Source organism: Achromobacter sp. HZ01, assembly GCF_003267925.1.
In the GTDB taxonomy this organism is placed as follows: Bacteria; Pseudomonadota; Gammaproteobacteria; order Burkholderiales; family Burkholderiaceae_B; genus Achromobacter; species Achromobacter pulmonis_A.
Genome location: NZ_LWKV01000002.1, coordinates 1,287,666 through 1,313,270, shown reverse-complemented (window position 1 = coordinate 1,313,270; position 25,605 = coordinate 1,287,666). Strand labels below are relative to the sequence as shown.

The 25,605-nt window shown below is 66.9% G+C and carries 33 protein-coding genes and 1 tRNA gene; 2 read left to right on the top strand and 32 right to left on the bottom strand.

Annotation, left to right across the window (positions count from 1 at the left end; all coding sequences use genetic code 11):
* The 7 genes from A6B37_RS15110 to petA form a co-directional block, all read right to left on the bottom strand.
* Window positions 1–759 carry a GAF domain-containing protein gene (locus A6B37_RS15110; RefSeq protein ID WP_246842477.1) on the bottom strand — a complete coding sequence of 253 codons (759 nt, stop codon included), beginning with the start codon at window positions 757–759 and terminating at the stop codon, window positions 1–3.
* A 208-nt stretch (window positions 760–967) separates the two neighbouring features.
* Window positions 968–1,043: transfer RNA gene (locus A6B37_RS15105), tRNA-Thr, on the bottom strand.
* A gap of 77 nt (window positions 1,044–1,120) precedes the next feature.
* The gene (locus A6B37_RS15100; protein ID WP_102773009.1) at window positions 1,121–1,570 is read right to left on the bottom strand and encodes a ClpXP protease specificity-enhancing factor; all 450 of its coding nucleotides are present in this window, start codon (window positions 1,568–1,570) and stop codon (window positions 1,121–1,123) included.
* 12 nt (window positions 1,571–1,582) lie between these two features.
* Complete coding sequence (locus tag A6B37_RS15095) at window positions 1,583–2,194, bottom strand: glutathione S-transferase N-terminal domain-containing protein (protein WP_006216817.1); 612 nt, start codon at window positions 2,192–2,194, stop codon at window positions 1,583–1,585.
* A 154-nt stretch (window positions 2,195–2,348) separates the two neighbouring features.
* The gene (locus tag A6B37_RS15090; protein WP_111826201.1) at window positions 2,349–3,200 is read right to left on the bottom strand and encodes a cytochrome c1; all 852 of its coding nucleotides are present in this window, start codon (window positions 3,198–3,200) and stop codon (window positions 2,349–2,351) included.
* Window positions 3,201–3,223: 23 nt separating this feature from the next.
* Window positions 3,224–4,612 (bottom strand): cytochrome bc complex cytochrome b subunit, encoded by a 1,389-nt coding sequence (locus A6B37_RS15085; RefSeq protein ID WP_102773011.1) that lies wholly within the window; start codon window positions 4,610–4,612, stop codon window positions 3,224–3,226.
* Window positions 4,613–4,682: 70 nt separating this feature from the next.
* A complete protein-coding gene (gene petA / locus A6B37_RS15080) occupies window positions 4,683–5,324 on the bottom strand; it encodes a ubiquinol-cytochrome c reductase iron-sulfur subunit (RefSeq protein ID WP_102773012.1) in 642 nt (213 codons plus the stop codon).
* A gap of 140 nt (window positions 5,325–5,464) precedes the next feature.
* Between petA and mscL the strand changes: the two genes are divergently transcribed.
* A complete protein-coding gene (mscL, locus tag A6B37_RS15075) occupies window positions 5,465–5,911 on the top strand; it encodes a large conductance mechanosensitive channel protein MscL (protein WP_102773013.1) in 447 nt (148 codons plus the stop codon).
* 85 nt (window positions 5,912–5,996) lie between these two features.
* Here mscL and A6B37_RS15070 read toward each other — a convergent pair whose 3' ends face one another.
* A complete protein-coding gene (locus A6B37_RS15070; protein ID WP_111826200.1) occupies window positions 5,997–6,773 on the bottom strand; it encodes a Nif3-like dinuclear metal center hexameric protein in 777 nt (258 codons plus the stop codon).
* 19 nt (window positions 6,774–6,792) lie between these two features.
* Here A6B37_RS15070 and A6B37_RS15065 point away from each other — a divergent pair, with 19 nt between their 5' ends.
* Window positions 6,793–7,953, top strand: a complete 1,161-nt coding sequence (locus A6B37_RS15065) for a trypsin-like peptidase domain-containing protein (protein WP_102773015.1) — start codon at window positions 6,793–6,795, stop codon at window positions 7,951–7,953.
* Here the strand turns inward: A6B37_RS15065 and A6B37_RS15060 are convergent.
* The 24 genes from A6B37_RS15060 to A6B37_RS14945 form a co-directional block, all read right to left on the bottom strand.
* A complete protein-coding gene (locus A6B37_RS15060) occupies window positions 7,950–8,315 on the bottom strand; it encodes a helix-turn-helix transcriptional regulator (protein WP_102773016.1) in 366 nt (121 codons plus the stop codon). The two genes, A6B37_RS15065 and A6B37_RS15060, sit on opposite strands and share 4 nt — an antisense overlap.
* Before the next feature lie 76 nt (window positions 8,316–8,391).
* Window positions 8,392–9,183: a twin-arginine translocase subunit TatC gene (tatC, locus tag A6B37_RS15055; RefSeq protein WP_102773017.1), complete on the bottom strand. Its 792-nt coding sequence runs from the start codon at window positions 9,181–9,183 to the stop codon at window positions 8,392–8,394.
* Complete coding sequence (gene tatB / locus A6B37_RS15050; protein ID WP_111826199.1) at window positions 9,180–9,677, bottom strand: Sec-independent protein translocase protein TatB; 498 nt, start codon at window positions 9,675–9,677, stop codon at window positions 9,180–9,182. The genes tatC and tatB overlap by 4 nt, the downstream gene beginning before the upstream one ends.
* 72 nt (window positions 9,678–9,749) lie before the next feature.
* On the bottom strand, window positions 9,750–9,977 hold the full coding sequence (gene tatA, locus A6B37_RS15045; RefSeq protein WP_102773019.1) for a Sec-independent protein translocase subunit TatA: 228 nt from the start codon (window positions 9,975–9,977) through the stop codon (window positions 9,750–9,752).
* 14 nt (window positions 9,978–9,991) lie between these two features.
* Window positions 9,992–10,360 (bottom strand): histidine triad nucleotide-binding protein, encoded by a 369-nt coding sequence (locus A6B37_RS15040; protein WP_102773020.1) that lies wholly within the window; start codon window positions 10,358–10,360, stop codon window positions 9,992–9,994.
* Between the two features lie 18 nt (window positions 10,361–10,378).
* Window positions 10,379–10,729, bottom strand: coding sequence for a phosphoribosyl-ATP diphosphatase (locus A6B37_RS15035; RefSeq protein WP_102773021.1), 351 nt, complete (start codon window positions 10,727–10,729; stop codon window positions 10,379–10,381).
* The gene (hisI, locus tag A6B37_RS15030) at window positions 10,726–11,130 is read right to left on the bottom strand and encodes a phosphoribosyl-AMP cyclohydrolase (protein WP_102773022.1); all 405 of its coding nucleotides are present in this window, start codon (window positions 11,128–11,130) and stop codon (window positions 10,726–10,728) included. Before hisI ends, A6B37_RS15035 begins: the two co-directional genes overlap by 4 nt.
* Window positions 11,131–11,250: 120 nt before the next feature.
* Window positions 11,251–12,054: an imidazole glycerol phosphate synthase subunit HisF gene (hisF, locus tag A6B37_RS15025; RefSeq protein ID WP_102773023.1), complete on the bottom strand. Its 804-nt coding sequence runs from the start codon at window positions 12,052–12,054 to the stop codon at window positions 11,251–11,253.
* The gene (gene hisA / locus A6B37_RS15020) at window positions 12,051–12,791 is read right to left on the bottom strand and encodes a 1-(5-phosphoribosyl)-5-[(5-phosphoribosylamino)methylideneamino]imidazole-4-carboxamide isomerase (RefSeq protein WP_111826198.1); all 741 of its coding nucleotides are present in this window, start codon (window positions 12,789–12,791) and stop codon (window positions 12,051–12,053) included. Before hisA ends, hisF begins: the two co-directional genes overlap by 4 nt.
* 55 nt (window positions 12,792–12,846) lie before the next feature.
* Window positions 12,847–13,545, bottom strand: coding sequence for an imidazole glycerol phosphate synthase subunit HisH (locus A6B37_RS15015; RefSeq protein WP_102773025.1), 699 nt, complete (start codon window positions 13,543–13,545; stop codon window positions 12,847–12,849).
* A 32-nt stretch (window positions 13,546–13,577) separates the two neighbouring features.
* The gene (gene hisB / locus A6B37_RS15010) at window positions 13,578–14,165 is read right to left on the bottom strand and encodes an imidazoleglycerol-phosphate dehydratase HisB (RefSeq protein WP_102773026.1); all 588 of its coding nucleotides are present in this window, start codon (window positions 14,163–14,165) and stop codon (window positions 13,578–13,580) included.
* Window position 14,166: 1 nt separating this feature from the next.
* Window positions 14,167–15,267, bottom strand: a complete 1,101-nt coding sequence (gene hisC / locus A6B37_RS15005) for a histidinol-phosphate transaminase (RefSeq protein ID WP_111826197.1) — start codon at window positions 15,265–15,267, stop codon at window positions 14,167–14,169.
* The gene (gene hisD, locus A6B37_RS15000; RefSeq protein ID WP_111826196.1) at window positions 15,264–16,568 is read right to left on the bottom strand and encodes a histidinol dehydrogenase; all 1,305 of its coding nucleotides are present in this window, start codon (window positions 16,566–16,568) and stop codon (window positions 15,264–15,266) included. Before hisD ends, hisC begins: the two co-directional genes overlap by 4 nt.
* A 54-nt stretch (window positions 16,569–16,622) precedes the next feature.
* Entirely contained in the window at window positions 16,623–17,297 is a 675-nt protein-coding gene (hisG, locus tag A6B37_RS14995; protein ID WP_102773029.1) for an ATP phosphoribosyltransferase, read from the bottom strand.
* Window positions 17,294–18,562, bottom strand: coding sequence for a UDP-N-acetylglucosamine 1-carboxyvinyltransferase (gene murA / locus A6B37_RS14990; protein ID WP_111826195.1), 1,269 nt, complete (start codon window positions 18,560–18,562; stop codon window positions 17,294–17,296). The genes hisG and murA overlap by 4 nt, the downstream gene beginning before the upstream one ends.
* Window positions 18,562–18,807: a BolA family protein gene (locus A6B37_RS14985; protein WP_059376809.1), complete on the bottom strand. Its 246-nt coding sequence runs from the start codon at window positions 18,805–18,807 to the stop codon at window positions 18,562–18,564. Before A6B37_RS14985 ends, murA begins: the two co-directional genes overlap by 1 nt.
* A gap of 5 nt (window positions 18,808–18,812) precedes the next feature.
* Window positions 18,813–19,625, bottom strand: a complete 813-nt coding sequence (locus A6B37_RS14980; protein ID WP_102773032.1) for an ABC transporter permease — start codon at window positions 19,623–19,625, stop codon at window positions 18,813–18,815.
* The gene (locus A6B37_RS14975; RefSeq protein WP_102773034.1) at window positions 19,622–20,428 is read right to left on the bottom strand and encodes an ABC transporter ATP-binding protein; all 807 of its coding nucleotides are present in this window, start codon (window positions 20,426–20,428) and stop codon (window positions 19,622–19,624) included. The genes A6B37_RS14980 and A6B37_RS14975 overlap by 4 nt, the downstream gene beginning before the upstream one ends.
* A 168-nt stretch (window positions 20,429–20,596) precedes the next feature.
* On the bottom strand, window positions 20,597–21,223 hold the full coding sequence (locus tag A6B37_RS14970) for an ABC transporter substrate-binding protein (RefSeq protein ID WP_102773035.1): 627 nt from the start codon (window positions 21,221–21,223) through the stop codon (window positions 20,597–20,599).
* A 40-nt stretch (window positions 21,224–21,263) separates the two neighbouring features.
* Window positions 21,264–22,076: a VacJ family lipoprotein gene (locus A6B37_RS14965; RefSeq protein WP_102773036.1), complete on the bottom strand. Its 813-nt coding sequence runs from the start codon at window positions 22,074–22,076 to the stop codon at window positions 21,264–21,266.
* Between the two features lie 79 nt (window positions 22,077–22,155).
* Window positions 22,156–22,653: an outer membrane lipid asymmetry maintenance protein MlaD gene (mlaD, locus tag A6B37_RS14960; protein ID WP_102773037.1), complete on the bottom strand. Its 498-nt coding sequence runs from the start codon at window positions 22,651–22,653 to the stop codon at window positions 22,156–22,158.
* A gap of 12 nt (window positions 22,654–22,665) precedes the next feature.
* Window positions 22,666–23,454 carry a lipid asymmetry maintenance ABC transporter permease subunit MlaE gene (gene mlaE / locus A6B37_RS14955; protein WP_102773038.1) on the bottom strand — a complete coding sequence of 263 codons (789 nt, stop codon included), beginning with the start codon at window positions 23,452–23,454 and terminating at the stop codon, window positions 22,666–22,668.
* Window positions 23,451–24,287: an ABC transporter ATP-binding protein gene (locus tag A6B37_RS14950; protein ID WP_102773040.1), complete on the bottom strand. Its 837-nt coding sequence runs from the start codon at window positions 24,285–24,287 to the stop codon at window positions 23,451–23,453. The genes mlaE and A6B37_RS14950 overlap by 4 nt, the downstream gene beginning before the upstream one ends.
* Before the next feature lie 245 nt (window positions 24,288–24,532).
* Window positions 24,533–25,594, bottom strand: coding sequence for a nitronate monooxygenase (locus A6B37_RS14945; protein ID WP_102773042.1), 1,062 nt, complete (start codon window positions 25,592–25,594; stop codon window positions 24,533–24,535).
* Window positions 25,595–25,605 lie beyond the last annotated feature (11 nt).

Below are 25,605 nucleotides of genomic sequence, written 5' to 3'. Positions count from 1 at the left end.
TCAATACCTTTTCGTGACAAAGTCGCTAATGGCCTTGGCGCCAGCACCGACAATCTCCACAACATCGTCGCGTTCGAAGAGCGCACGGTCACTTGAATCAAAGTAGATCACGCCAATGGGATGCTGTCCAGATCGGTCCAGAACGGGCACGGCCATTGCCGAGTAGCGGCCGGGACCCAGTTTGCGGGCTTCCGCTTCCGTGTATCCCCATTCGCGCACCAGTTCGGTACGAAGTTGCTCCTCCGTCCCATCCTGACTGGACATTACCAGCGGCTTCTTGCTTCGGATGGCTCTGCCGGTTATGCCGGTATGGATGGAGAACGTCCGGCCAACGCCTTCGCCATTGGCGCCGGCATAGTTGACGATCTGCTCGATCTCCTGCGGCTCATGAATGGGCGGAACGACTCGATGGAAGGTGGCTCGAATGTCAGCGCCGCATCGGCGTTTGATGCACCATTCGGAAAGCAGGGTATGCACTGCTGACACCGCTGCATAGAGCCCTTCATGGACGACATCCGGGCCATCTTTCTGGTCTTCGGCGCGAGCGATCACAATCCGGACTATGGCCGACAAGACCAGCCAGACGCAGGCGGCCGTGGCAAGCCCGAACATCCATTGATCGAATTGGGGATCACGCCAGCTTTTTACTGCGGCCGAACCGGCGACAATAATGGGCGGGCCGTTGAACAAGGCTTCTCGGGGCCATTTTTTTTGCCAGAAGCGTTTTTGCCCTGCCCCTGGAAGATGGTTTGTACGCATGCGGCCGAGCCTCCTGGAGCCATAGAGCCGACATGATTGTATCGTCGCGTAGCAGCAGGGATGGCAGGGATTCCCGTCTGGTGCGGGTAAGAACCGGACGAGTCCAGGACTGCGACTTGTCGTTGCCGCCGGGCGCATATGGCTGGCTCGGCATCGCCCGGAAAAGCAAAAGCCCAACCTCGCGGCTGGGCCAAGCGCTTGGAAACATTGGTGCCGGTGAAAGGAATCGAACCCTCGACCTTCTCATTACAAGTGAGCTGCTCTACCAACTGAGCTACACCGGCGATGCGTGCGGGGGCACGCGCAGGGACCGCATTGTAATGAAAAAACGCAGTCCCCGCGTGGGCCGCCCGCCAGGGCGTTACTTGACGATGGTCAGGCGCGGGCGCTTGGGTTCGTCGTCGTCGCCGCCATCGTCGCCGGAGGCGGCGACGGCGTCGGAGCCTTCGGGTGCAGCGGGGGCCGCGGCGCCCTGGGCGCCGGCTTCCGGCGGTTCGTAGGGCTGCACTTCGAAGCCCATGCCTGCGCCGGTTTCGCGCGCGTAGATGGCGCTGACGGCGCCTACGGGTACGTAGACGTTTTCGGTCACGCCGCTGAAGCGGGCCTGGAATTCGATGAATTCATTGCCCAGCACCAGGCGGTTGGTGGCCAGCGTGCCGACGTTCAGTGTGATCTGCCCGTCGCGCACGTGGGCGACGGGCACCATGGTGTGCTCGTCGACCTGCACGGTGATGTACGGCGTGTAGCCGTTGTCGGTGCACCATTCATGCAGCGCGCGGATCAGATATGGTTTGGTCGAAGTTTCACCCATTACAAAACAACCTTAGCGACGCATCACTTTTTCCGAAGGCGTCAGCGCTTCGATATAGGCCGGGCGCGAGAAGATGCGTTCGGCGTATTTCTGCAGCGGGGCGGCGTTCTTCGGCAGTTCGATGCCGTAGTGGTCCAGGCGCCAGAGCAGCGGGGCCACGGCCACGTCCAGCATGGAGAACTCTTCGCCCAGCATGTACTTGTTCTTCAGCAGCATGGGGGCGAGCTGGGCCAGGCGGTCGCGGATGTTCTGGCGAGCGTTGGCCAGCTTCTTTTCGTCGGGCTTGGCGCTGCGGTCTTCGAGCGTCGAGACGTGGACGAACAGTTCCTTTTCGAAATTGTAGAGGAACAGGCGGGTGCGGGCGCGCATGACCGGATCGGCGGGCATGAGCTGCGGATGCGGGAAGCGTTCGTCGATGTACTCGTTGATGATGTTCGACTCGTACAGGACCAGGTCGCGCTCGACCAGAATGGGCACTTGACCGTACGGGTTCATCACCGCGATGTCTTCGGGCTTGTTGTACAGGTCGATGTCGCGGATCTCGAAATCCATGCCTTTTTCGAACAACACGAAGCGGCAGCGTTGCGAAAACGGACACGTGGTTCCGGAATAGAGCACCATCATGGCGGTAAGTCCTTTATTGAAAAACGAAAGGCCAGCGCCTTAATCTAGCAGGCGCTGGCCCCAATTGCCAGGCGGGATAGGCGTACTGCCCTATCCGCCTTGTCCGTCCCTAATTACAGCGGGGGACGGCGTAAAACCTGGCGGGGCGTTGCGGTTAGCGTACGTGTTTCCAGTACGAGGCATTGAGGCGCCAGGTAACCAGGAAGAACAGCAGCAGGAACAACATGACGCCGACGCCGAGACGGACGCGGAATGTCTGGACGGGTTCGGCCATCCAGGACATGAACGCGGTCAGGTCGGCGACGTCGTTGTCGTATGTTGCGACTTGGGCCGGGTTGGCGGCCTTGAACTTGGCATCGAAGGTGGCATGGCCCTGGTAGTTGGCTACCGGTTCGGCCTTGACCGTGGAAAAACCCTGTGCATCGTACACCGTGGTGACGCGTTCCCAGGTCTTGGGGGCGCCTTCCTTGCCTTCGACCTCGTGCATGGCGACGGTGGTGAGTTCGCGCGGACCCTGCACTTCCCAGAGGGCGTGCGGCATGCCGACGGACGGGAACACCAGGTTGTTCCAGCCGGTGGCGCGCGAGGTGTCGCGGTAGAACGTGCGCAGGTAGGTGTAGATGTAGTCGGATCCGGAAGGGCCGGCGTTCACGGACTTGGCGCGGGCGATCACGGACAGGTCCGGGGGCGTCGTGCCAAACCACTGCTTCGCGTCCTTGGCGGTCATGGCGACGGTCATCATGTCGCCGACCTTGTCGCCGGTGAACAGCAGGCTTTCCTTGATTTGCTGGTCGGTCAGCCCGATGTCCTTGAGCTTGTTGTAGCGCATCGAGGACGCGCTATGGCAGTTCAGGCAGTAGTTGACGAACAGCTTGGCTCCGTTCTGCAGCGACGCCATGTCGTTGACGCGGTACGGGGCCTTGTCCAGCGGGTAGCCGCCCTCGGCGGCGAAAGTGGCGGTACACGTGAGCATCAAGGCCACGGCACCAATCAGCTTCTTGATCATGGTTAATCCGTTATCTGGTGGGCTCAGTGGGCGTGGAACGTAACGCGCTCGGGCACTTTCTTGAAGGTGCCCAGGCGGCTCCAGACCGGCATCAGGAAGAAGAACGCCAGGTACAGCAGCGTGCCGATCTGCGACGTGAGGTTCAACGGCGGACTGGGCGGCTGCGTACCGATGTAGCCGAGCACCAGGAAGTTGACCATGAAGATGCCGTAGATCCACTTGTGCCAGGTGGGGCGGTAGCGGATGGACTTGACCGGGGAATGGTCCAGCCACGGCAGGAAGAACAGGATGACGACCGTGCCGCCCATGGCGACCACGCCCCAGAACTTGGCGTCGATCACGCGCAGCAGCACGGCCACGACGATCAGGATGCCGGGGACGGCGATGCGCATGAAGCCCTTCAGGTTGCTCTTGAGGAGCAGCGCGATGGCGCCCAGCACGGAAGCGCCCGCCAGCACCCAGGTGAATTCGTCGGTGGTGGCGCGCAGCATCGAGTAGAACGGCGTGAAGTACCAGACCGGCGCGATGTGCGGAGGCGTCTTCAGCGAGTCGGCGGGGATGAAGTTGTTGAACTCAAGGAAGTAGCCGCCCATTTCCGGGGCGAAGAACACGATGAACGCGAACACCAGCAGGAAGCCGGCCACGCCCATCAGGTCATGCACGGAATAGAAGGGATGGAACGGGATGCCGTCCTTGGGACGTCCGTACTTGTCCTTCGGGCCCTGTTTGATCTCGATGCCATCCGGGTTGTTCGAGCCGACTTCGTGCAGCGCCACCAGGTGGGCGGCGACCAGCCCCACCAGCACCAGCGGAATGGCGATGACGTGGAAGGCGAAGAAGCGGTTCAGGGTGGCGTCGGAGACGACGTAGTCGCCGCGGATCCAGATCGACAGTTCGGGGCCGATGAAGGGAATGGCCGAGAACAGGTTCACGATCACCTGGGCGCCCCAGTAGGACATCTGGCCCCAGGGCAGCAGGTAGCCGAAGAAGGCTTCGGCCATCAGACAGAGGAAGATCGCAACGCCGAAGATCCACACCAGTTCGCGCGGCTTGCGGTACGAGCCGTAGAGCAGCCCGCGCAGCATGTGCAGGTAAACGACGACGAAGAACATCGACGCGCCGGTGGAGTGCATGTAGCGCACCAGCCAGCCCCACGGGACTTCACGCATGATGTATTCGACGGATTGGAACGCACGTTCGGCATCCGGCTTGTAGTGCATGACCAGGAAAATGCCGGTCACGATCTGCAGCACCAGCACCAGCAGGGCCAGTGAGCCGAAGAAATACCAGAAATTGAAGTTCTTAGGTGCGTAGTACTCGGACAGGTGGGCTTTCCAGGTGGAGGTCACCGGAAAGCGCCGGTCCAGCCAGCCCAACAGGCCTGTCGTCTCGACGGTTTTCTCGCCAGCCATCTAACGGCTCCTTCTCTCACGTGGCGTAATGCGGATTTACTTACGTAATGAAAAAAGCGCGACGCGAGCGTCAGGCCTTGTTGTCCTCGTCGACGCCCACGATGATGCGGGTGTCGCTGAGATATTGGTACGGCGGAACTTCGAGGTTGTCGGGGGCGGGCTTGTTCTTGTAGACCCGGCCGGCCAGGTCGAACGTGGAGCCGTGGCAGGGGCACAGGAAGCCGCCTTGCCAGTTGGCGCCCATGCCGCCACCGCCGCCCGTTTCGAAGTGCGCGGTGGGCGAGCAGCCCAGATGAGTGCAGATGCCGACGCAGACGAAGATCTCGGGCTTGCGCGAGCGGCCCTCGTTTTCGGCGTAGGCGGGGGTGAAGCCGGGCCGCTTGGAATCAGGATCGGCCAGCAGGGCGTCCTGGCTCTTGAGGCCGGCGATCTGTTCGGGCGAACGGTGAATGATCCAGACGGGCTTGCCGCGCCATTCGACCGTTTTCATGGCGCCGACGGGAATGTCGCCGATGTCGACTTCCACGGGCGCGCCGGCCGCGCGGGCCTTTTCAGAAGGGGAAAACGTGCTTACCAACGGTATTGCCGTAGCGACACCTGCTACGCCACCCACAGCACAGGCGGTGGTTACCCAGAAACGTCGCGAAGGATCGGGCGGCAGATTTGGATCAACCGCACCGTCATCATCATGCACCAGCGTATCCTGACTCATCTTCCTATCCTTGTTGATGCGCCCGCTCTACGAGTAGCATCACTTCTGCGGCATCGGCTTCGCGGGAATATGTAACAACATAGCAACCGCGTATTATAGCGCCAGCCCACTGGGGGGCGTATCACGAAGGGAGTGCTTTTATGAGCAAAGCGACTGGTTTCGTCAAAGAATTTCGAGATTTCGCGGTAAAAGGGAATGCAGTAGACCTGGCGGTCGGTGTCATCATCGGTGCGGCGTTCGGCAAGATCGTCGACTCGCTGGTCAAGGACATCGTCATGCCGCTGGTTAATTTCGTGCTTGGCGGTTCGGTCGATTTTTCAAACAAGTTCCTGGTCCTGTCGATGCCGGATGGCTACAACGGCCCGATGACGTACGCCGACCTGACCAAGGCAGGCGCCAACGTTTTCGCGTGGGGCAACTTCGTCACGATCATCATCAACTTCGTGTTGCTGGCCTTCGTGATCTTCTGGATGGTCAAGGCCATCTACAAGGCCCGCACCAAGGCCGAGGAAGCGCCGGCCGCACCGGCTGCGACGCCGGAGGACGTGGCGCTGTTGCGCGAAATCCGCGATCTGCTCAAGAAGTAATGAAAAAGCGCCCTGCGGGGCGCTTTTTTTGGCCCCGCCGCCGGGCCGTCCCAAGGCGGGACAGCCCGGCGGCGTGGGGGCCGTCTTACGCCGGGTTGTCGATATCGACGAATTCGACTTTGATGCCGAAACGCTCCGCCACCGCCTGGCCCAGCGCCTGCACGCCGTAGCGTTCGGTGGCGTGGTGGCCGGCGGCGATGAAGCCCACGCCGGTCTCGCGCGCCAGGTGCACGGTCGATTCCGACACTTCGCCGGTGATGTAGGCGCTGGCGCCCGCGTCCACGGCGTCGGCCAGCATGCCCTGGGCGCCGCCGGTGCACCAGGCGATCCGCGCCAGCGGCTGCTTGGGGTCGCCCACCACCAAGGGCTGGCGACCCAGGCGTTGGGCGACGCGCTCGCCCAGCTCGCCGAGCGTCTTCAGGCCGCCGGCCTCGCCCAGCCACACCAGATTGTCCGGCCCGCAGGTCTGCGGCGAGCCGTCGTCGCGCAGCGACGGGGCCAGGCCCAGCACGCGGGCCAGTTGCGCGTTGTTGCCCAGCGTCGGGTGCGCGTCCAGCGGCAGGTGATAGGCGTACAGGTTGAGGTCGTTCTTCAGGGCCAGCGCCATGCGGGTGCGGCGCGTGCCGATGACGCGGCGGTCCTCGTTGCGCCACATCCAGCCGTGATGCACCAGCACCGCGTCGGCCCCGCGTTCGACGGCGACGCGCAGCAGGGCTTCGCTGGCCGTCACTCCGGCGATAATGTGTCCGATTCCGGATCGGCCTTCCACCTGCAGCCCGTTGGGACAGTAGTCTTTGAAGCGCGCCGCCTGCAGGGTGTCGTCCAGCCAGTTGGCCAGGACCTGGGAGTCCACTTTACTCATTGCTAGTCCTATCAGAAACATGCGCCGATATTGGCTGATATTCGCTCAGGCCGTCACGGTCTGCCTGGGTATTCTATTCGTCGTCACGACCTTGCGGCCCGACCTGCTGCAGCTTGCCGGGCCGGCCGCGGGAGGGCGGCAGGCCAGCGCCGCGGGCGGCATGCCCGCCGCGCGCGCGCCGGCGGTGGCGTCCTATGCCGACGGGGTGGCGCGCGCAGCGCCGTCCGTGGTCAACGTATACACCACCAAGCACGTGAACGTGCCGCTGATTCCGCTGCCCGACGATCCGGTGCTGCGCCAGCTGTTCGGCCAGATGCCGGGCGTGACCCGGCGGCAGGCCTCGACCAGCCTGGGTTCGGGCGTGATCGTCAACCAGGACGGCTATGTGCTGACCAATTACCACGTGGTGCAGGCGGCCGACGCGATCGAGGTCGCCCTGAGCGACGGCCGCCGCGACGTCGCCAAGGTGGTGGGCGCGGACCCGGACACCGACCTGGCGGTGCTGCGTCTGGCCACGCTGCGGTCGCTGCCGGCGGCCACGCTGGCCCCGGACCGCGGCCTGCGCGTGGGCGACGTGGTGCTGGCCATCGGCAATCCGTTCGGCGTGGGGCAGACCACCACGCTGGGCATCGTGTCGGCGCTGGGCCGCAACGGCCTGGGAATCAATACGTACGAGCATTTCATCCAGACCGACGCGGCCATCAATCCGGGCAATTCGGGCGGCGCGCTGATCGACGCGGCGGGCAATCTGGTCGGCATCAATACCGCCATCTATTCCGAGTCCGGGGGCTCGATGGGCATCGGCTTCGCCACGCCCATCGAGATCGCGCGCAAGGTCATGGACGAGATCGTCAAGACCGGCGGGGTCAAGCGCGGCTGGCTGGGCGTGGAACCGCAGGACGTGACGCCGGAGCTGGCGCGCGCGTTCGAACTGGACCGCGACACGACGGGCGTGATCATCGCCGGCGTGATGCGCGACGGGCCGGCCGCGCGCGGCGGGCTGCGGGTGGGCGACATCGTGCAGTCGGTCAACGGCAAGCGCGTGGCCGACACCGCCGGCCTGCTCTCCGAGATCGCCCAGCTGCCGCCGGGCCAGCGCGCCACGCTGGGCATCCTGCGCGGCGGCAAGGCGGCGGAACTGGCGCTGGTGGTGGGCACGCGGCCGGGCAAGCCGCGCTAGTACGCGCGGGTCTTGAGCATCAGGCGCAGCGCCATGAGCACGGCTTTCTTGGTGGCGGGCGGCTGCTGGCGCAGCAGCGCGCGGATTTCGGCGTCGTAGCCGTCGGCTTGGTCTTCCGGCCCCGCGCCGGGGCAGCCGGATGCGTCCGCGCCGGGCATTACGCCGTCGGTCAGCCAGGGCACGCAGGTATCGAGCGCGCGGGCCAGCCGCAGCAAGGTGGCGCGCGACGGCGAATAACCGTCGCGGCGGGTGAGGATGCGGTGGATGCAGGACTGCGGCACGCCGGAGATGCGCGCCAGTTGGCTCTGGCTTTTGATGCCGCGCCACCGCATCAGGGTGTACAGGCGTTGGGAAAGTGACATGGCTGCAATCTAGGATTGCAGCCATGGGCCTACAACGTGAAACGGTCCTGCATGGCTGCGGGACCGTGCGGGCGGCTTATTGGCGTTCGGTCAGGGAGCCGGAGGCTGCTTCGTCGGCCTCGTCCGGTTTGGGCGTGACCATGCGGGCGCAGATCAGGCCGACCTCGTAAAGCAGGCACAGCGGCACGGCCAGCATGAACTGGCTGACCACGTCGGGCGGGGTGACCACCGCGGCGATGACGAAGGCGCCCACCACCACGTAGCCGCGGGCGGACTTCAGCTTGGATAGTTCGACCACGCCCATCTTCACCAGCAGCACGACGGCCACGGGCACTTCGAAGGTGATGCCGAACGCCATGAACATGGTCATGACGAAGCTGAGATAGGCCTCGATGTCCGGCGCCGGCGTGATCGATTGCGGCGCGAAGGTGGCGATGAAGTGGAACACCGTGCGGAACACCACGAAATAGCAGAACGCCATGCCCGCGATGAACAGGAAGGTGCTGGAGACGATGAGCGGCAGCGCCAGGCGCTTTTCGTGCTTGTACAGCCCCGGGGCCACGAAGGCCCAGGCCTGGTACAGCACCACCGGCAGCGCCAGGATGAACGAGGCCATCAGAGTGACCTTGACGGGCACCATGAACGGCGTGATCACGCCGGTGGCGATCATGCGCGTGCCTTCCGGCAGCGAGGCCAGCATGGGCTGGGCCAGCACGTCGTAGATGGCCGATGCGCCGGGGTAGATGAAAAGCACGATGAACACGCAGATCACGGCGGCCACGGCGCGCAGCAGCCGGGTGCGCAGCTCGACCAGGTGGGAGATGAAGGTCTCCTGCTGGCCTTCTTCTTGGGAGGCGTCCTGGGTCACGTCGGAGTTCCGGAGGGCAAGACGGGCTTGGCCTCGTCAGCCTTGGGCGCGCTGGGCGCCGGGGCGGGTTGCGGGGCTGCGGCCGGAGCGGGCTGGGCCGCCGGAGGAAGATCCAGGTCCAGGCTGTGGTTCTGGCCGGGCGGGGCGATGCTGCGTTCGGGCTCGGCCGGCGCGTCGGCCTTGCCGCTGGCGGCGCGGGCGACTTCGTCGAGCTCGGCGCGGAACTGCTGCACCGGCTCCTGCAGCGAGGCCTGGGTCTCGTTCAGGGATTTCTGCACGCCCTGGGCGGCGTCTTCCATTTCGCTTTTGAACTTGCGCAGCTCGTCGAGCTCGATCTCGCGCTGGATATCGGACTTCACGTCGTTGACGTAACGCTGCGCGCGCCCGAGCAGGTGGCCGACGGTGCGGGCCACCTTGGGCAGGCGTTCGGGTCCGATGACGATCAGGGCGACGACGCCGATCACCATCAGTTCAGTGAGGCTGACATCAAACATTCGACGGCCGCTAGGAAGTTGATGCGATGAGGGCCGGCCCGGTCAGGACGGGCCCGGGAGACAGGCGGAGGTTCAGGAGTTGGATTTTTCCTTGGCCTGCACGTCGATGGTGTCGCCGGAGACGCGCTGCTGAGCGATGGGCTCGGCCGGCTTGTCGCCGTTGGCTTCCTTCATGCCTTCCTTGAATCCCTTGACGGCGCCGCCCAGGTCCGAGCCGATGTTGCGCAGCTTCTTGGTGCCGAAGATCAGCGCCACGATGACCAGAACGACCAACCAGTGCCAAATGCTGAAACTACCCATGATGTTTCTCCGAATTACGCGGTGGGGGCCACGCGACCTTTCCAGGGGCGCGGGCCGCCGATGATGTGGAAATGCAGATGCGGGACTTCCTGGCCGCCTTCGACGCCGGAGTTGATCATGATGCGAAATCCGCCATCGGGGCCTGGACTGCAACCGTTTTCCGCGGCTAGCCGCGGCGCCAATGACATCATTCTACCCAACCAACCTGCGTCCTCGGCCGTAATATCCTGCATGGATATGACATGACGTCGAGGGATAAGCAATAAATGTACCGGCGCGGCCGGATTGATGTCGTGGAAGGCGACGAAATCCTCGTCTTCATAGACTTTCTTGGACGGGATATCGCCGGTGGCGATCTTGCAGAAGATACAGTTATCGCTCATTTTTGCGGGTTTCCGTGATCAGTCTTGCGGGCGGCTTGCCTTCTCCGCCAGGCCCGACAGCCCTTCGCGGCGGGCCAGTTCGGCCAGCACGTCTTCGGGGCGCAGGTTGAAGTGGGTCAGCGCGACCAGGCAGTGGAACCACAGGTCGGCGGTTTCGCTGACGATGCGGTCGGGCACGCCATCCTTGGCGGCCATGACCAGCTCCGTGGCTTCTTCGCCGATTTTCTTGAGGAAGGCGTCGGGGCCCTTCGCCAGCAGCTTGGCGGCGTAGGACGCCTTGGGATCGCCGCCGTTTTCGGGACGGCGGGTGGCCAGGGTATCGGCGATGCGCGCCAGGATCTCGGCGGCGCTTGCGGCTTGGTCGGTCATTTGTAGATCAGTTCGGGGTCTTTGAGCACGGGGTCCACGGTGATCCAGGACGCCTGGACGCCCTGGCCTTCCAGGCGGCGGTAGAAGCAGCTGGCGCGCCCGGTGTGGCAGGCGATGCCGCCTTTCTGGTGCACCTTGAGCAGGATCACGTCGCCGTCGCAGTCCAGGCGCAGCTCGCGCACTTCCTGCACGTGGCCGGATTCCTCGCCCTTGCGCCACAGGCGCTGGCGCGAGCGCGACCAGTAAACGGCGCGCCCGGTGGCCGCGGTCTCGGCCAGCGATTCGCGGTTCATCCAGGCCACCATCATGATCTGGCCGTTGTCGGCGTCCTGCGCAATGGCGGGAATGAGGCCGTCGCCGTCGAAGACGACGTCGGCGATCCAGGCGGGTTCGTTGCTCATCTGTCTATCCATAATCGCGCGTGGCGCAACTGAACTGTAATCTTACGGCAATACCTTGTTGCAGGTGCGCGAGCGTCCGCCCTCTGCCAGCAAACGCCGCAGGCGCTCCGGGGGGAGTACTTACAGCCGGACTGGGATACCCAGTCCAGCCATGAACTGTTTGCACTCGCCGACCGTATGCTGGCCGAAATGGAAGATGCTGGCCGCCAGCACCGCGCTGGCGCGGCCGGCGGTGACGCCGTCGGCCAGGTGCTGCAGCGAGCCCACGCCGCCGGAGGCGATCACCGGCACCGGCACGGCGTCGGAGACGGCGCGGGTGAGTTCCAGGTCGAAGCCGGACTTGGTGCCGTCGCGGTCCATGCTGGTCAGCAGGATTTCGCCGGCGCCGTAGGCCGCCATGCGGCGGGCCCAGGCCACGGCGTCCAGGCCGGTGGCCTTGCGTCCGCCATGGGTGAAGACTTCCCAGCGCGCGGGTTCGCCGGCCGCCGACACGCGGCGCGCGTCGATCGCCACCACCACGCATTGCGAGCCGTGGTAGTCGGACGCGGCGCGCACCAGTTCGGGGTTGGCCACCGCGGCGCTGTTGATGCTGATCTTGTCGGCGCCAGCGTTGAGCAGGCGCTGGATGTCGGAGACCTGGCGCACGCCGCCGCCCACGGTCAGCGGGATGAAGACCTGCGAGGCCACCTGCTCGATGATGGGCAGGATCAGGTCGCGGCCGTCGCTGGTGGCGGTGATGTCCAGGAAGGTGAGCTCGTCGGCGCCCTGCTCGTTGTAGCGGCGCGCGATTTCGACGGGGTCGCCGGCGTCGGCCAGGTTGACGAAGTTCACGCCCTTGACGACGCGGCCGGCCGTGACGTCGAGGCAGGGGATGATGCGGCGGGTCAGCGCGCTGCCCGCGGGGGTGCTGCTGGAGTCGGTCATTTTGCCAGTTCGTCGGCGCGGGCCTGCGCCGACTGGAAGTCGAGCGTGCCTTCGTAGATGCTGCGGCCCAGGATGGCGCCTTCGACGCCTTCTTCCTCGACGGCGCACAGGGCTTCGATGTCCTGGACGCCGGCGATGCCGCCGGAGGCGTAGACGGGGATGCGCACGTGCTGGGCCAGGCGGACCGTGGCTTCGACGTTGACGCCCGAGAGCATGCCGTCACGGCCGATGTCGGTGTAGATGATGGCCTCGCAGCCGTAGTCCTCGAACTTCTTGGCGAGGTCGAGCACGTCGTGGCGGGTCAGCTTGCTCCAGCCGTCGGTGGCGATCTTGCCGTCGCGCGCGTCCAGGCCGACGATGATCTGGCCGGGGAAGGCGCCGCAGGCGTCCTGCAGGAAGCCGGGGTTCTTGACGGCGGCCGTGCCGATGATGACGTAGGAAATGCCGGCGTCGAGGTAGCGCTCGATGGTGTCGAGGTCGCGGATGCCGCCGCCGATCTGCACCGGGATGTCGTCGCCGACGGCGTTCAGGATGGCCTTGATGGGCGCTTCGTTCCTGGGCTTGCCGGCGACGGCGCCGTTCAGGTCTACCAGGTGCAGGCGGCGGGCGCCTTGGTCCAGCCAGCGGGTGGCCATGGCGGCGGGGTCTTCGGAGAACACCGTTGCATCGTCCAGGTCACCCTGGCGCAGGCGCACGCAGCGCCCGTCTTTGAGATCGATGGCGGGGATCAGCAGCATGGTGGGCAGCGAGAAAATATAGGGGTTGAATGGGCGGGCGGACGCAGGCCAGTGCCTACGGCTGCCAGTCTACAAAATTGCGATACAGGCGCAAACCGTGCTCGGCGCTCTTTTCGGGATGGAACTGCACCGCGAAAATGTTAGCTGCCGCCACTGCGCAGGTAAAGGCAAGGCCATAATCGGTTTCACCGACGGTCAGGCCGGCGTCCGCCGGGTCGGCGTAATAGCTATGGACGAAATAGAAGTGCGTTTCGTCCGGAATGCCGGCCCAGATAGGATGAGAGCGCGTCTGGCGCACTTTGTTCCATCCCATGTGCGGGACCTTGAGGCGTTCGGCCCCGGTGCCGGCCGCGCCGGCGGCGCCGGCGTCGGCCAGGCAGGCCTCGTCGCCGCCGGGCAGCGGGTCGGCGAAGCGCGGGCCGGCGAAGCGGCGCACCACGCCGGGAAACAGCCCCAGGCAGGCCGTGCCGCCTTCTTCGCTGGATTCGAACAGCATCTGCTCGCCCACGCACACGCCCAGCAGGGGCTTTTCGCGCGCGGCGCGCACGACGGCCTCGCGCAGGCCGGATTCATTGAGGGTGCGCATGCAGTCCGCCATGGCGCCTTGCCCGGGGAACACGACGCGGTCGGCCGCGGCGATTTCCTGGGGCTGGCTGCAGATGCGGATGTCCGCGTCGGGGGCGGCGTATTTCAGGGCGCGCGCGACGGAATGGAAATTGCCCATCCCGTAGTCGACGATGGCGATAGTGGTCACTTCTTTCTGCCTGGAGCGGTGGATCGCGAACGTTACAGCACGCCCTTGGTGGAGGGCACGGCGTCGCCCATGCGGGGATCGACTTCCAGGGCCATGCGCAGCGCGCGGCCACAGGCCTTGAACACGGTTTCGGCCTGGTGGTGGGCGTTGAAGCCGCGCAGGTTGTCGATGTGCAGCGTGATCAGGGCGTGGTTGACCAGGCCCTGGAAGAATTCGCGGGTGAGGTCCACGTCGAAGTCGCCGATGCGCGCGCGCGTGAACGGGATGTGGTATTCGAGGCCGGGGCGGCCGGAGAAGTCCACCACCACGCGCGACAGCGCTTCGTCCAGCGGCACGTAGGCGTGGCCGTAGCGGCGCAGGCCGGCCTTGGTGCCGGCGGCCTTGGCGATGGCCATGCCCAGCGTGATGCCCACGTCTTCCACCGTGTGGTGCGCATCGATGTGCAGGTCGCCCTCGGCCTTGATGTCGAGGTCGATCAGGCCGTGGCGCGCGATCTGGTCCAGCATGTGGTCGAGGAAGGGCACACCGGTGTCGATCGTCTGCTTGCCGGTGCCGTCGAGGTTGACGGCCACGCGGATGCGGGTTTCGTTGGTGTTGCGGGTGATTTCTGCGGTACGCATGTTAAGCACTCAGAATCTCTTGCAGGGCACAGAGCAAGGCGGCGTTTTCGGCCGGGGCGCCCACCGAGATGCGCAGGCAGTCGGCCAGTAGCGGATGGGCGTTGGAAAAGTTGCGAATCAATATTTTGCGCGTTTTCAGGGCTTGATGCACGGCGTTGCCGTCCAGCTTGCCGGAAAAGCGTACAAGCAGGAAGTTGCCCGCGGACGGGAACACGCGCACGCCGGGCAGCGCCGCCAGGGCCGCGGCCAGCGGTTCGCGGTCGGCGCGCAGGCGCGCGGCCTGCTCGTCGAGCACCGGCTTGTGGCGCAGCACCGCGGTCAGCGCGGCCTGGGTCAGCACGTCCAGGTTGTAGGGCGGGCGGACCTTGTCCAGTTCGGCGATCCAGTCCGGGTGGCCGGCCAGGTAGCCGAAGCGCAGGCCGGCCAGGCCGATCTTGGACACCGTGCGCATGACGAGCACGTTGGGGGCGTCCAGCACCCGCGGCATCCAGGTGGCGTCGGTGAACGGCTGGTAGGCCTCGTCCAGCACCACCAGCCCGGGGGCGGCGGCGATGATGGCGGCGATGGCGTCGTCGGGCCACAGGCCGCCGGTGGGATTGTTGGGCACGGCCAGGAACACCACCTTGGGCTGGTGCGCTTCGATGGCGGCCAGCATGGCGGGCAGGTCCAGCTCCAGGTCGGCGGTCAGCGGCACGCCGACGAAACGGGCGTGGTCGAAGCGCGCGGCCATGTCGAAATACACGAACGAGGGCCACGGCGACAGCACGGCCTCGCCGGGATTGCAGCAGGCCTGCACGATGAGGTGGATGAGCTCGTCCGAGCCGTTGCCGAACAGCAGGCCGGCGGCCTCGGGCACGCCGAAAGCCGTTTTCACGGCCTGCCGCAGGGCCGACAGGTCCGCCGCTGGATAGCGGTTCAGCGGCGTGTCGCGCACGGCGCGGGCGATGTCGTCGCGGACTTGCGGCGGCAGCTCGTACGGGCACTCCATGGCGTCGAGCTTGATGCAGCCTTCGGCGTGGGCCACGGGGTAGGCGGCCAGTTCGCGGATGTCCGCGCGGACCGTGCCGGCGATGCGGCCGGCGACGCCTGCCGCCGGGCTCATGGCTGGTCGATCCGGTACTGGGCGCTGGCGGCGTGCGCCTGCAGGCCCTCGCCCAGCGCCAGTTCGGCGGCGATGCGGCCCAGCGTCTGGGCGCCCTGGTGCGAGACCTGGATCAGGCTGGAGCGCTTCTGGAAGTCGTACACGCCCAGCGGCGACGAGAAGCGGGCGGTGCGCGAGGTCGGCAGCACGTGGTTGGGGCCGGCGCAGTAGTCGCCCAGCGCCTCGGAGCTGAAGCGGCCCATGAAGATCGCGCCGGCGTGGCGGATCTGCGCGGTCCATTGCTCGGGCTGCTCGGTGGAGATTTCGAGGTGCTCGGGGGCGATGTCGTTGGCGATGCGGCAGGCCTCTTCGAGGCTGCGGACCTGGATCAGCGCGCCGCGGTTGGCCAGGCTGACGCGCAGGATGTCGGCGCGCGGCATGGTGGGCAGCAGGCGCGCGATGGCGGCCTCGACCTCGTCGATGAAGGCGGCGTCCGGGCACAGCAGGATGGACTGCGCGAGTTCGTCGTGCTCGGCCTGCGAGAACAGGTCCATGGCGATCCAGTCGGCCGGCGTCTTGCCGTCGCAGATGACCAGGATTTCGCTGGGGCCGGCGATCATGTCGATGCCGACCACGCCGAACACGCGGCGCTTGGCGGCGGCGACATAGGCGTTGCCGGGGCCGACGATCTTGTCGACGGCCGGCACGGTGGCGGTGCCGTAGGCCAGCGCGCCCACGGCTTGCGCGCCGCCGATGGCGAACACGCGGTCCACGCCGGCGATGGCGGCGGCGGCCAGCACGATGGGGTTGCGCGCGCCGTCGGGCGTGGGCGTGACCATGACCAGTTCCTGCACGCCGGCGACCTTGGCCGGGATGGCGTTCATCAGCACGGACGAGGGATAGGCGGCCTTGCCGCCGGGCACGTACAGGCCCACGCGGTCCAGCGGGGTGACCTGCTGGCCCAGCAGGGTGCCGTCGGCTTCGGTGTAGGTCCAGGTCTCGGCGCGCTGGCGCTCGTGGTAACTGCGCACGCGGGCCGCGGCGGCCTGCAGCGCGTCGCGCTGGGCGGCCGGCAGCGCGGCCAGCGCGGCCTGCCAGTCGGCTTTGGGAATCTCCAGCGTGGCGGCGGACGCGCCGGGCATGCGGTCGAAGCGCTGCGTGTATTCCACCAGCGCGGCGTCGCCGCGGGCGCGCACGTCGGCCAGGATGCCGGCGGCGGCGCGGTCGATGGATTCGTCCTCGGTGGCCTCGAAGGCCAGCAGCTTGGACAGGGCGGATTGGAATCCGGGATCGCGGGAATCGAGACGATTGATCAGGGCCATGGCGTCATGGGGCAGGCGGGGTGGCGGCCGCCGCGGCGTCGCGGCGGGCGGAAATCAGGCGTTGCGGGCGGAGGCTCTTTCGAAGGCGTCCAGCAGCGGTTGCAGGCGCGCGCCGCGGGTCTTGAGCGCCGCCTGGTTCACGATCAGGCGCGAGGAGATCGGCATGATGTCTTCCACGGCGACCAGGTCGTTGGCGCGCAGCGTGCCGCCGGTGGACACCAGGTCGACGATGCAGTCGGCCAGGCCGACCAGCGGCGCCAGCTCCATCGAACCATACAGCTTGATGATGTCGACGTACACGCCCTTGGACGCAAAGTGTTCACGGGCTGAATGCACGTACTTGGTGGCCACGCGCAGGCGCGCGCCCTGGTGCACCGCGCCTTCGTAGTCGAAGCCCTTGCGCACGGCCACGGCCAGGCGGCACTTGGCGATGTTCAGGTCGATCGGCTGGTACAGGCCGCCGGGCTGTTCCTTGGCGTGCTCGATGAGCACGTCCTTGCCCGCGATGCCCAGGTCGGCCGCGCCGTATTGCACGTAGGTGGGCACGTCCGAGGCCCGCACGATGATCAGGCGCAGGCCGGGATCGCTGGTCGGGAGGATGAGCTTGCGCGAGCTTTCCGGATTCTCGGGCACGTCGATGCCGGCCTCGGCCAGCAGCGGCATGGTCTCTTCGAAGATGCGCCCTTTGGACAGGGCCAGGGTCAGGGGGGCGGGCGTGGCCTCTTTCATGCCGTTTCCTTGCCGGTAACGCGTTGGATGTTCGCGCCCAGGGCGCGCAGTTTCACTTCCATCTGGTCGTAGCCGCGATCCAGGTGGTAGATGCGGTCGACCAGGGTTTCGCCTTCGGCCGCCAGGCCGGCGATGACCAGGCTGGCCGAGGCGCGCAGGTCGGTGGCCATGACGGTCGCGCCCGACAGGCGCGGCACGCCGCGCACGATGGCGGTGTGGCCGTCGATGCTGATGTCGGCGCCCATGCGGCGCAGTTCCTGCACGTGCATGTAGCGGTTCTCGAAGATGGTTTCGACGATGACCGAGGTGCCTTCGGCCACGGCGTTCAGGGCCATGACCTGGGCCTGCATGTCGGTGGCGAAGCCGGGGTATTCCTGCGTGCGAAAGCCCACGGCGCGCGGGCGCGAGGACATGGCGCAGCGGATCCAGTCGGGGCCGGTCTCGATGGCCAGGCCGGCCTCGGCCAGCTTGTCCAGCGTGGCGCCGAGGATGCCGGGGTCGGTGTTGCGCAGCACGATGTCGCCGCCGGCCGCGCCCACCGCGCACAGGAAGGTGCCGGCCTCGATGCGGTCGGAGATGACGCGGTGGTCGGCGCCGTGCAGCCGGTCCACGCCGTCGATCACGATGCGGCTGGTGCCGTGGCCCTGGATGCGCGCGCCCATCTTGATGAGCAGCTCGGCCAGGTCGACCACTTCGGGTTCGCAGGCGGCGTTATCCAGCACGGTCCGGCCTTCGGCCAGCACGGCGGCCATCAGCAGGTTTTCGGTGCCGGTGACGGTGACCATGTCGGTGCGCACGGTGGCGCCCTTCAGGCGCTTGGCGCGCGCCACCACGAAACCGTGTTCGATGCTGATTTCGGCGCCCAGCGCGGCCAGGCCCTTGATGTGCTGGTCCACAGGACGCTGGCCGATGGTGCAGCCGCCGGGCAGGCTGACGCGGGCCTCGCCGAAGCGCGCCAGCAGCGGGCCCAGCACCAGGATCGAGGCGCGCATGGTCTTGACCAGTTCGTAGGGCGCTTCGAGATTGTCGACCTGGTTGGCCTGCAGCGTCACGGTCGCGTCGGCGCCGCGCTCGGCGCGCATGCCCATGCGGCCCAGCAGGCGCAGCATGGTGCCGGTGTCGTTCAGGTGCGGCACGTTGCGCAGCGTCACCGCGTCGGCCGTCAGCAGGCCGGCGCACAGGATGGGCAAGGCCGAATTCTTGGCGCCGGAGACGGCGACTTCGCCGTGCAGGCGCGCGCCGCCGGTGATGCGTAGCTTGTCCATTATTTGCCCGCTTGCTGGTATTCGGCGGGCGTCAGGGTGCGCATCGACAACGCGTGGATCTCGGCCTTCATGCGGTCGCCCAGCGCGGCGTAGACCAGCTGGTGGCGCTGGATCAGGCGCTTGCCTTCGAAGGCGGCGCTGACGATGACGGCGTCGAAATGCGAGCCGTCGCCCTGCACGTCGAGATGTTCGCAGGGCAGGCCGTCCGCGATGTATTGGCGGACTTGCGCGGGAGTGGGAAGCATGGACGTCAGTTCCTGAGTTTGTAGCCGCTGGCCAGGAGCCGCAGCGCGTAAAGCGTAAGCGCGAGGAACACCCCCGTCACCACCGCCAGGCTGCGCCAGGGGGAGACGTCCGACACCGAGAAGAATCCGTAGCGGAAACCGTCGATGGTGTAGAAGATGGGGTTCCAGTGGGACACGCCCTGCCAGAAGGCCGGGAGCGTATGGATTGAATAGAATACGCCGGACAGGAAGGTGGCCGGCATGATCAGGAAATTCTGGAAGGCCGCGAGCTGGTCGAATTTCTCGGACCACAGGCCGGCGATCAGGCCCAGCACGCCCATGATGCCGCAGGCCAGCACGGCGAACACGATCAGCCACAGCGGGTTGGCCGGCACCAGCGACACGAAGAACAGCGCCACCACCCACACGCACAGGCCCACGGCCAGGCCGCGCACGATCGCCGCCAGCACGTAGGCCGCGAAGATGTCGCGGTGCGACAGCGGCGGCAGCAGCATGAACACCAGGTTGCCCGTGATGCGGCTCTGGATGAGCGAGGACGAGGGGTTGGCGAACGCGTTCTGCAGCATGCTCATCATCATGAGCCCGGGGATCAGGAATGCGGTGTAGGGCACGCTGCCGTACACCATCACGCGGCCTTCCAGTACGTGGGCGAACACCAGCAGGTACAGCAGCGCCGTGATGACGGGCGCGGCGATAGTCTGGAAGCTCACCTTCCAGAAGCGCAGCAGTTCCTTGCGCAGCAGGGTGGGAAAGCCGGAGCCCGCGTCCAGGCGGGGCTGCACCAGCGGCTGGCCGGCGCTTGCGATGGGCTGGGTCATGACGGGATCTCTTCGGGTTGCGGGGCGGCGGCGGGGTCGTCCTGGTGCATGATGCGCACGAACGCGTCTTCCAGGTCCACGCCGCCCACGCGGGCCAGCAGGGCCTGGGTGGTGTCCAGCGCCACGATGCGTCCGCCCTTGAGCATGGCGATGCGCCCGCACAGGGCCTCGGCCTCTTCGAGGTAGTGGGTGGTCAGCATGATGGTGTGGCCGGCGCGGTTCAGGCGCGAGATGAATTCCCACAGCGTGCGGCGCAGGTCCACGTCCACGCCCGCGGTCGGCTCGTCGAGCACGATCACGGGGGGGCGGTGCACCAGCGCCTGCGCCACCAGCACGCGGCGCTTCATGCCGCCGGACAGCGCCCGCATGTTGGAATCGGCCTTGTCCGCCAGCCCCAGGTTGAAGAGGATTTCATCGATCCAGTCGTCGTTCTTGCGCAGGCCGAAATAGCCGGACTGGATGCGCAGGGTCTCGCGCACCGTGAAGAAGGGGTCGTAGACCAGTTCCTGCGGCACGACGCCCAGGGCTCGCCGTGCCGACTTGTAGTCGGCCACGACGTCGTATCCACAGACCGTGGCGCGCCCGGCGGTGGCGTGCGCCAGCCCGGCCAGGATGGAGATCAGGGTGGTCTTGCCGGCGCCGTTGGGGCCGAGCAGGCCGAAGAACTCGCCGTGCTCGATGTTGAGGCTGACGTTGTCCAGGGCCTGGAAGCCCGATCCGGACGCATGCCCGAGGAGCTTGCGCCAGCCGCTGGCGCGCGGCGAGTAGATCTTGGAGACGTTTTCTAGACAGACGGCTGACATGACGGGAGGGAGTGGCCCGAAAAGAGCGAATTGATCATTATATAAGCGCCCTGCCGCGGCATATGGGGATGGCCCCGGCGCGCGTGGGGACGGATGGTTTATCTGTCCCTGAAATAATCGGCCCGGCGGGCCTGAGGGCGCGCCGGGCCGGACCAGCCTGCATCGGGATCACTGGTTGCGCTGGTTCAGCGCCTGGATCAGGCCGTCGATGCCGTTCTGGTTGATCTGCTGGGCGAACTGGTTGCGGTAGTTTTCGATCAGCCAGATGCCTTCGACGTTCATGTCGTAGATCTTCCAGCCCTGGGCGGTCTTTTCCAGGCGGTAGTCGACGCCGGTCGGCTGGCCGTTGGCCTGGCTGATGAGCGTGCGCACGACCACGTCGTCGGCCTTGGGGTCGCCGCGAAACGGCAGCGTGCGCACGGTGGTGCTGGGCGTGACGCGGGTCAGCGCGCCGCTGTAGGTGCGCACCAGCGTGCCGCGGAAGGCTTCGGCCAGGGCGGTCTTCTGCTGCGCGGTGGCCTGGCGCCAGTAGCGGCCGGCGGCCAGGCGGGTGGTCTTCTGGAAGTCGACGTAGGGCAGGATGTGCTGGTTGACGACCTCGTTGATGCGGGCCGTGTTGCCGGCCTTGACCGCCCCGTCGGCCTTGAGCACGTCCAGGGTTTCGTTGGCGGCGGCCAGCACGAACTGCTCGGGCGGGCCGTTGGGGTCGGGCTTGGCCTGCGCGCCGGCGGCGGCCAGGCCCAGCAGGCTCGCAAAGGCCAGGCGCTGCAGCAGGGAAACAAAAGAAATTCGCATCGGGACTCCTTACAGGTACTGATGGCGCGGTTGCGCGGCCTTACTGGGCCGCGGGTTGCGGCGCGGGGGCCGCGGCAGGGGCGGCAGGCGCCGCCGCGGCGTCCTCGCCCTCGTCGTCTTCGTAGTTGGGCAGCGAGGACTCGTCGTCCACCTTGTGGCCCAGCACCATGGCGGCGCGGCGCTGCAGGTAGGCGTCGCGCACGAAGCTGTACGGGTCGAGCGCCACGCGGTCGACCGTGTCGGTCGCGTCCAGCAGGCTGGCGCGCGTGTCGACGATGCGCAGGCCCCAAAGCGAGTTGCGCAGGCGCACGTTGTCGATGGCGTCCACGCCCATGTAGCCGTAGGTGGTGCCGGCGTAGTCGCCGATCAGGCCGGCGCCGTCGCGCACGGTGGACGAGCCGAAGAACGGCAGCACCAGGTACGGGCCCTGGCCGAAGCCCCAGACGCCCAGCGTGGTGCCGAAGTCGTTCGGGATGCGGCGCGCGCCGTTGGCCGAGGCCACGTCGAAGCAGCCGCCCACGCCCATGGTGGTGTTGAACAGGAAGCGGCCCAGCGTGTTGACGAAGTCGTGGCCGCGGCCCTGCAGGAAACTGTTGGCGCCGGACCAGAGGTCGCCGACGTTGCTGAAGATGTTGTGCACACAGCTGCGCACCGGTTCCGGCGTGACGTAGGTGTAGGCCTGCGCCACCGGCTTGAAGACCGCGCGGTCGACCGTGTCGTTGAACTTGTAGATGCCGCGGTTCATGCCTTCCCAGGGATCGCGGGGGTCCGGGTTCTGCGGCGCGGCGCAGCCCGCCAGCAGCGCGCCAGCCGCCGCGACGGTGGCAATCCGGGAAATCGCTTTCTTATTCATGATCAGGGCATCCGTTTCGGTATTTCTTATGATATTGCGTGCTAGGGCGCGGCTTGTTACCGCGTCTTTCTCATTGTCTTCAATTTGGCGCGGGCGCGGCCGATTCCGGCGAACTCGTGCCCTGCTTCTCGGCCGATCCGTACAGGAACTGGCTGATCAGCTGTTCGAGCACGACGGCGCTCTGGGTGTAGCGGATCTTGCCGCCGTCGGCGAAGTTCTCCTCGTCGCTGCCCGCCGTCAGGCCCAGGTACTGCTCGCCCAGCAGGCCGGAGGTCAGGATGGAGGCCGACGAGTCCTTGGGGAACTGGTAGGCCGTTTCCAGCTTGACCGATACGACCGCCTGGAAGGTCTTGTCGTCGAACGAAATGCCGTCGACGCGGCCCACCACCACGCCCGCGCTCTTGACGGGCGCGCGGACCTTGAGGCCGCCTACGTTATCGAAGTTGGCCGTGACCGTATAGGTCGGGGCGAAGGAAAAGGTGCTCAAGTTGCCGGCGCGCAACGCCAGGAAAGCCAGCGCGACCGCGCCCAGCAATACGAACAGCCCTACCCAGAAGTCGGTTTTTTCGCGTGACATGATCGATCCGTTTCAATTTCCAAACATCAAGGCGGTGAGCAGGAAGTCCAGCCCCAGCACCGCCAGCGAGCCCACCACCACGGTGCGCGTGGTGGCGCGGGCGACGCCCTCGGGAGTCGGCTTGGCCTGCCAGCCTTCGTAAAGCGCGACCAGCGTGACCGCGACGCCGAACACCAGGCTCTTGATGACGCCGTTGGCCACGTCCTTCAGGACGTCCACGCCGTTTTGCATCTGCGACCAGAAGGCGCCGGCGTCCACGCCGATCAGGACCACGCCCACCACCCAGCCGCCCAGGATGCCCACCATGGAGAACACCGCGGCCAGGATGGGCATGGCGATGACGCCGCCCCACAGGCGCGGCACCAGCACCCGGCGGATCGGGTCCACCGCCATGACTTCCATGGCCGCGAGCTGCTCGCCGGCCTTCATCAGGCCGATTTCCGCGGTCAGCGAGGTGCCGGCGCGGCCGGCGAACAGCAGCGCGGTGACGACCGGGCCCAGTTCGCGCACCAGCGACAGCGCCACCAGCAGGCCGAGCGCTTCTTCGGAACCGTAGCGGTTCAGCGTGTAATAGCCCTGCAGCCCCAGCACGAAGCCCACGAACATGCCGGACACGGCGATGATGAGCAGCGAATAATTGCCGATGAAATGAACCTGCTGCGACACCAGGCGGGGGCGCGACAGGGCGATGCCGCTGCGCGCCAGCAAGGCGTTGACGAAGCGGGTGAAGTAGCCGATGCCGGTCACCTGGGCGTGCACCCAGCCGCCCAGCGCGCCGATGGGATTGCGCGATCCGCTCATGCCTTGCGCCTCTGTTGTTGCGAAAGCCACTTCTGGAAAGCCGGCGTTTCGGGGTACTGGAAAGCGACCGGGCCGTCGGGCTCTCCCTTGAGGAATTGCTGCACGTAGGGGTCCTGCGAGGCCGCCAGCGTCTGCGGGGTGCCGGCGGCGGCCAGCCGGCCCTGGCCCACCAGGTAGACCTGGTCGGCGATGGCGAAGGATTCCTGCACGTCGTGCGTGATCAGCACGGAAGCGCAGCCGAGGCGGTCGGCCAGGTTGCGGATCAGGCGGGCGGTGATGCCCATCGAGATCGGGTCCAGGCCGGCGAACGGTTCGTCGTACAGAATCAGTTCGGGTTCCAGCACCACGGCGCGCGCCAGCGCCACGCGCCGCGCCATGCCGCCGGAGATTTCGGAAACCTTGAGGTGCGCGGCGGCGCGCAGGCCCACCGCGTCGAGCTTGTCCAACACGCGTTCGGTGACTTCCGCCTCGGCCAGCCGGGTGTGTTCGCGCAGCGGGAAGGCGACGTTCTCGAAGACGTTCAGGTCGGTGAAAAGCGCGCCCTGCTGAAACAGCACGCCCATGCGGGTGCGCAGCGACTGCAGTTCGGCGCGGCTGACGCCGGCCATGTCCTGGCCGAAGGCCAGCACGCGGCCGCGCTGCGCGGTGAGCTGGCCGGTGGCCGCGCGCAGCAGCGTGGTCTTGCCCGAGCCCGAGCCGCCCATGATGGCGACCACCTGGCCGGCGCGCACGTCCATGGAAATGTCGCGCAGCACGGTGAAGTCGCCATAGCCGAGCGCCACGCCTTCCAGGCGCAGGGCGAATTCCGGGGTGCTGCTGGTTTGAGCGGGCATGGGCAACGAAAGCGTATTTCGGCGGCGGAGCTTGCCCTGCTGTCTGTTCGACACGTCTGGCGAAGCATGGGGCCGGCGCGGACAAGACAGGCGGCGTCGGGAAGCGCCCTGTTACTCAGATACCGGGAGACAAAGCGAGGCCCTGGCTCCCGACGGCGAGGCGCCATTGTAGCCCGACGCATAGCAATCACAACGCGACAGGCTGTTCGTGGAACAGTGTTTTCGACTCGGGGAACAATCCCTGCCTAGCGCCGCGCCTGGGCGGCCGCCGTCTCCCGGGACAGGCGCGCGATCAGGTCCGCCGTGCTTTCGCGGCGGGCCAGCGGCGCGCCCTGGCCGGCCCACAGGGACAGCACGTCGAGGTTGCCCGCCTTGCCGCCGGCCGTGCGCATGGGCCGGGTCAGCGCGTTCTGCAGCGGATACGGCAGGATGTCGGCGGCGATGGCCTCGGCGTCGCGCATGAAGGCGTTCTCGATGCCGCGCGCCGGCCGCCCGGAAAACGCCCGGGTCACGCGCGACTGTTCCGAGCGCGACGCCGGCAGGGCCGCCTTGTAGGCCTCGCCGATGCCGGATTCCTCGGTGGTCAGGAAGGCCGTCCCCATTTGCGCCAGGTCGGCGCCCAGCGCCAGCGCGGCGGCGATGCCGCGTCCGTCCATGATGCCGCCGGAGGCGATCACCGGCACCGAGACGGCGTCGGCCACCTGCGGCACCAGCGCCATGGTGCCGATCAGCGATTCCTCGAAGCCGCCCAGGAAGGTGCCGCGATGGCCGCCGGCCTCGGCGCCCTGGGCCACCACGGCGTCCACGCCGTCCTGCTCCAGCGCCACCGCTTCGGCCACCGTGGTCGCGGTGCCGACGGTCAGGATGCCGAGCTCGCGGCAGCGCGCCAGCGCCGCCGCCGGCATGCGGCCGAAGGTGAAGCTGAAGACCGCCGGGCGGGCCCGCAGCACCGCCTGGATCTGTTCGGCCAGCGGATCGGGCTGGGGTTCGGGCGCGGCCGGCGCGTCCAGGCCCAGCTGCTGGTGGTAGCGCGCCATCAGCGCCAGCATGCGGGCGGCGTCGCCGCGCATGGGCTGCTCGGGCACCGAGGCGAACAGGTTGATGGCGAACGGCCGCGGCGTGCGGGCGCGGATCGCCTGCGCCGCGGCCTCGATCTGGGCCGGCGTCATGTAGGCCGCCCCGAGCGAACCCAGGGCTCCCGCCGCCGATGCCGCGGACACCAGCTCCACCGTGGTGGCGCCGCCGGCCATGGGGGCCTGGACGATGGGGTGGAGCAGCTTGAGCAGATCAATCAGTCGGGATGCCATGGGGGGACTCC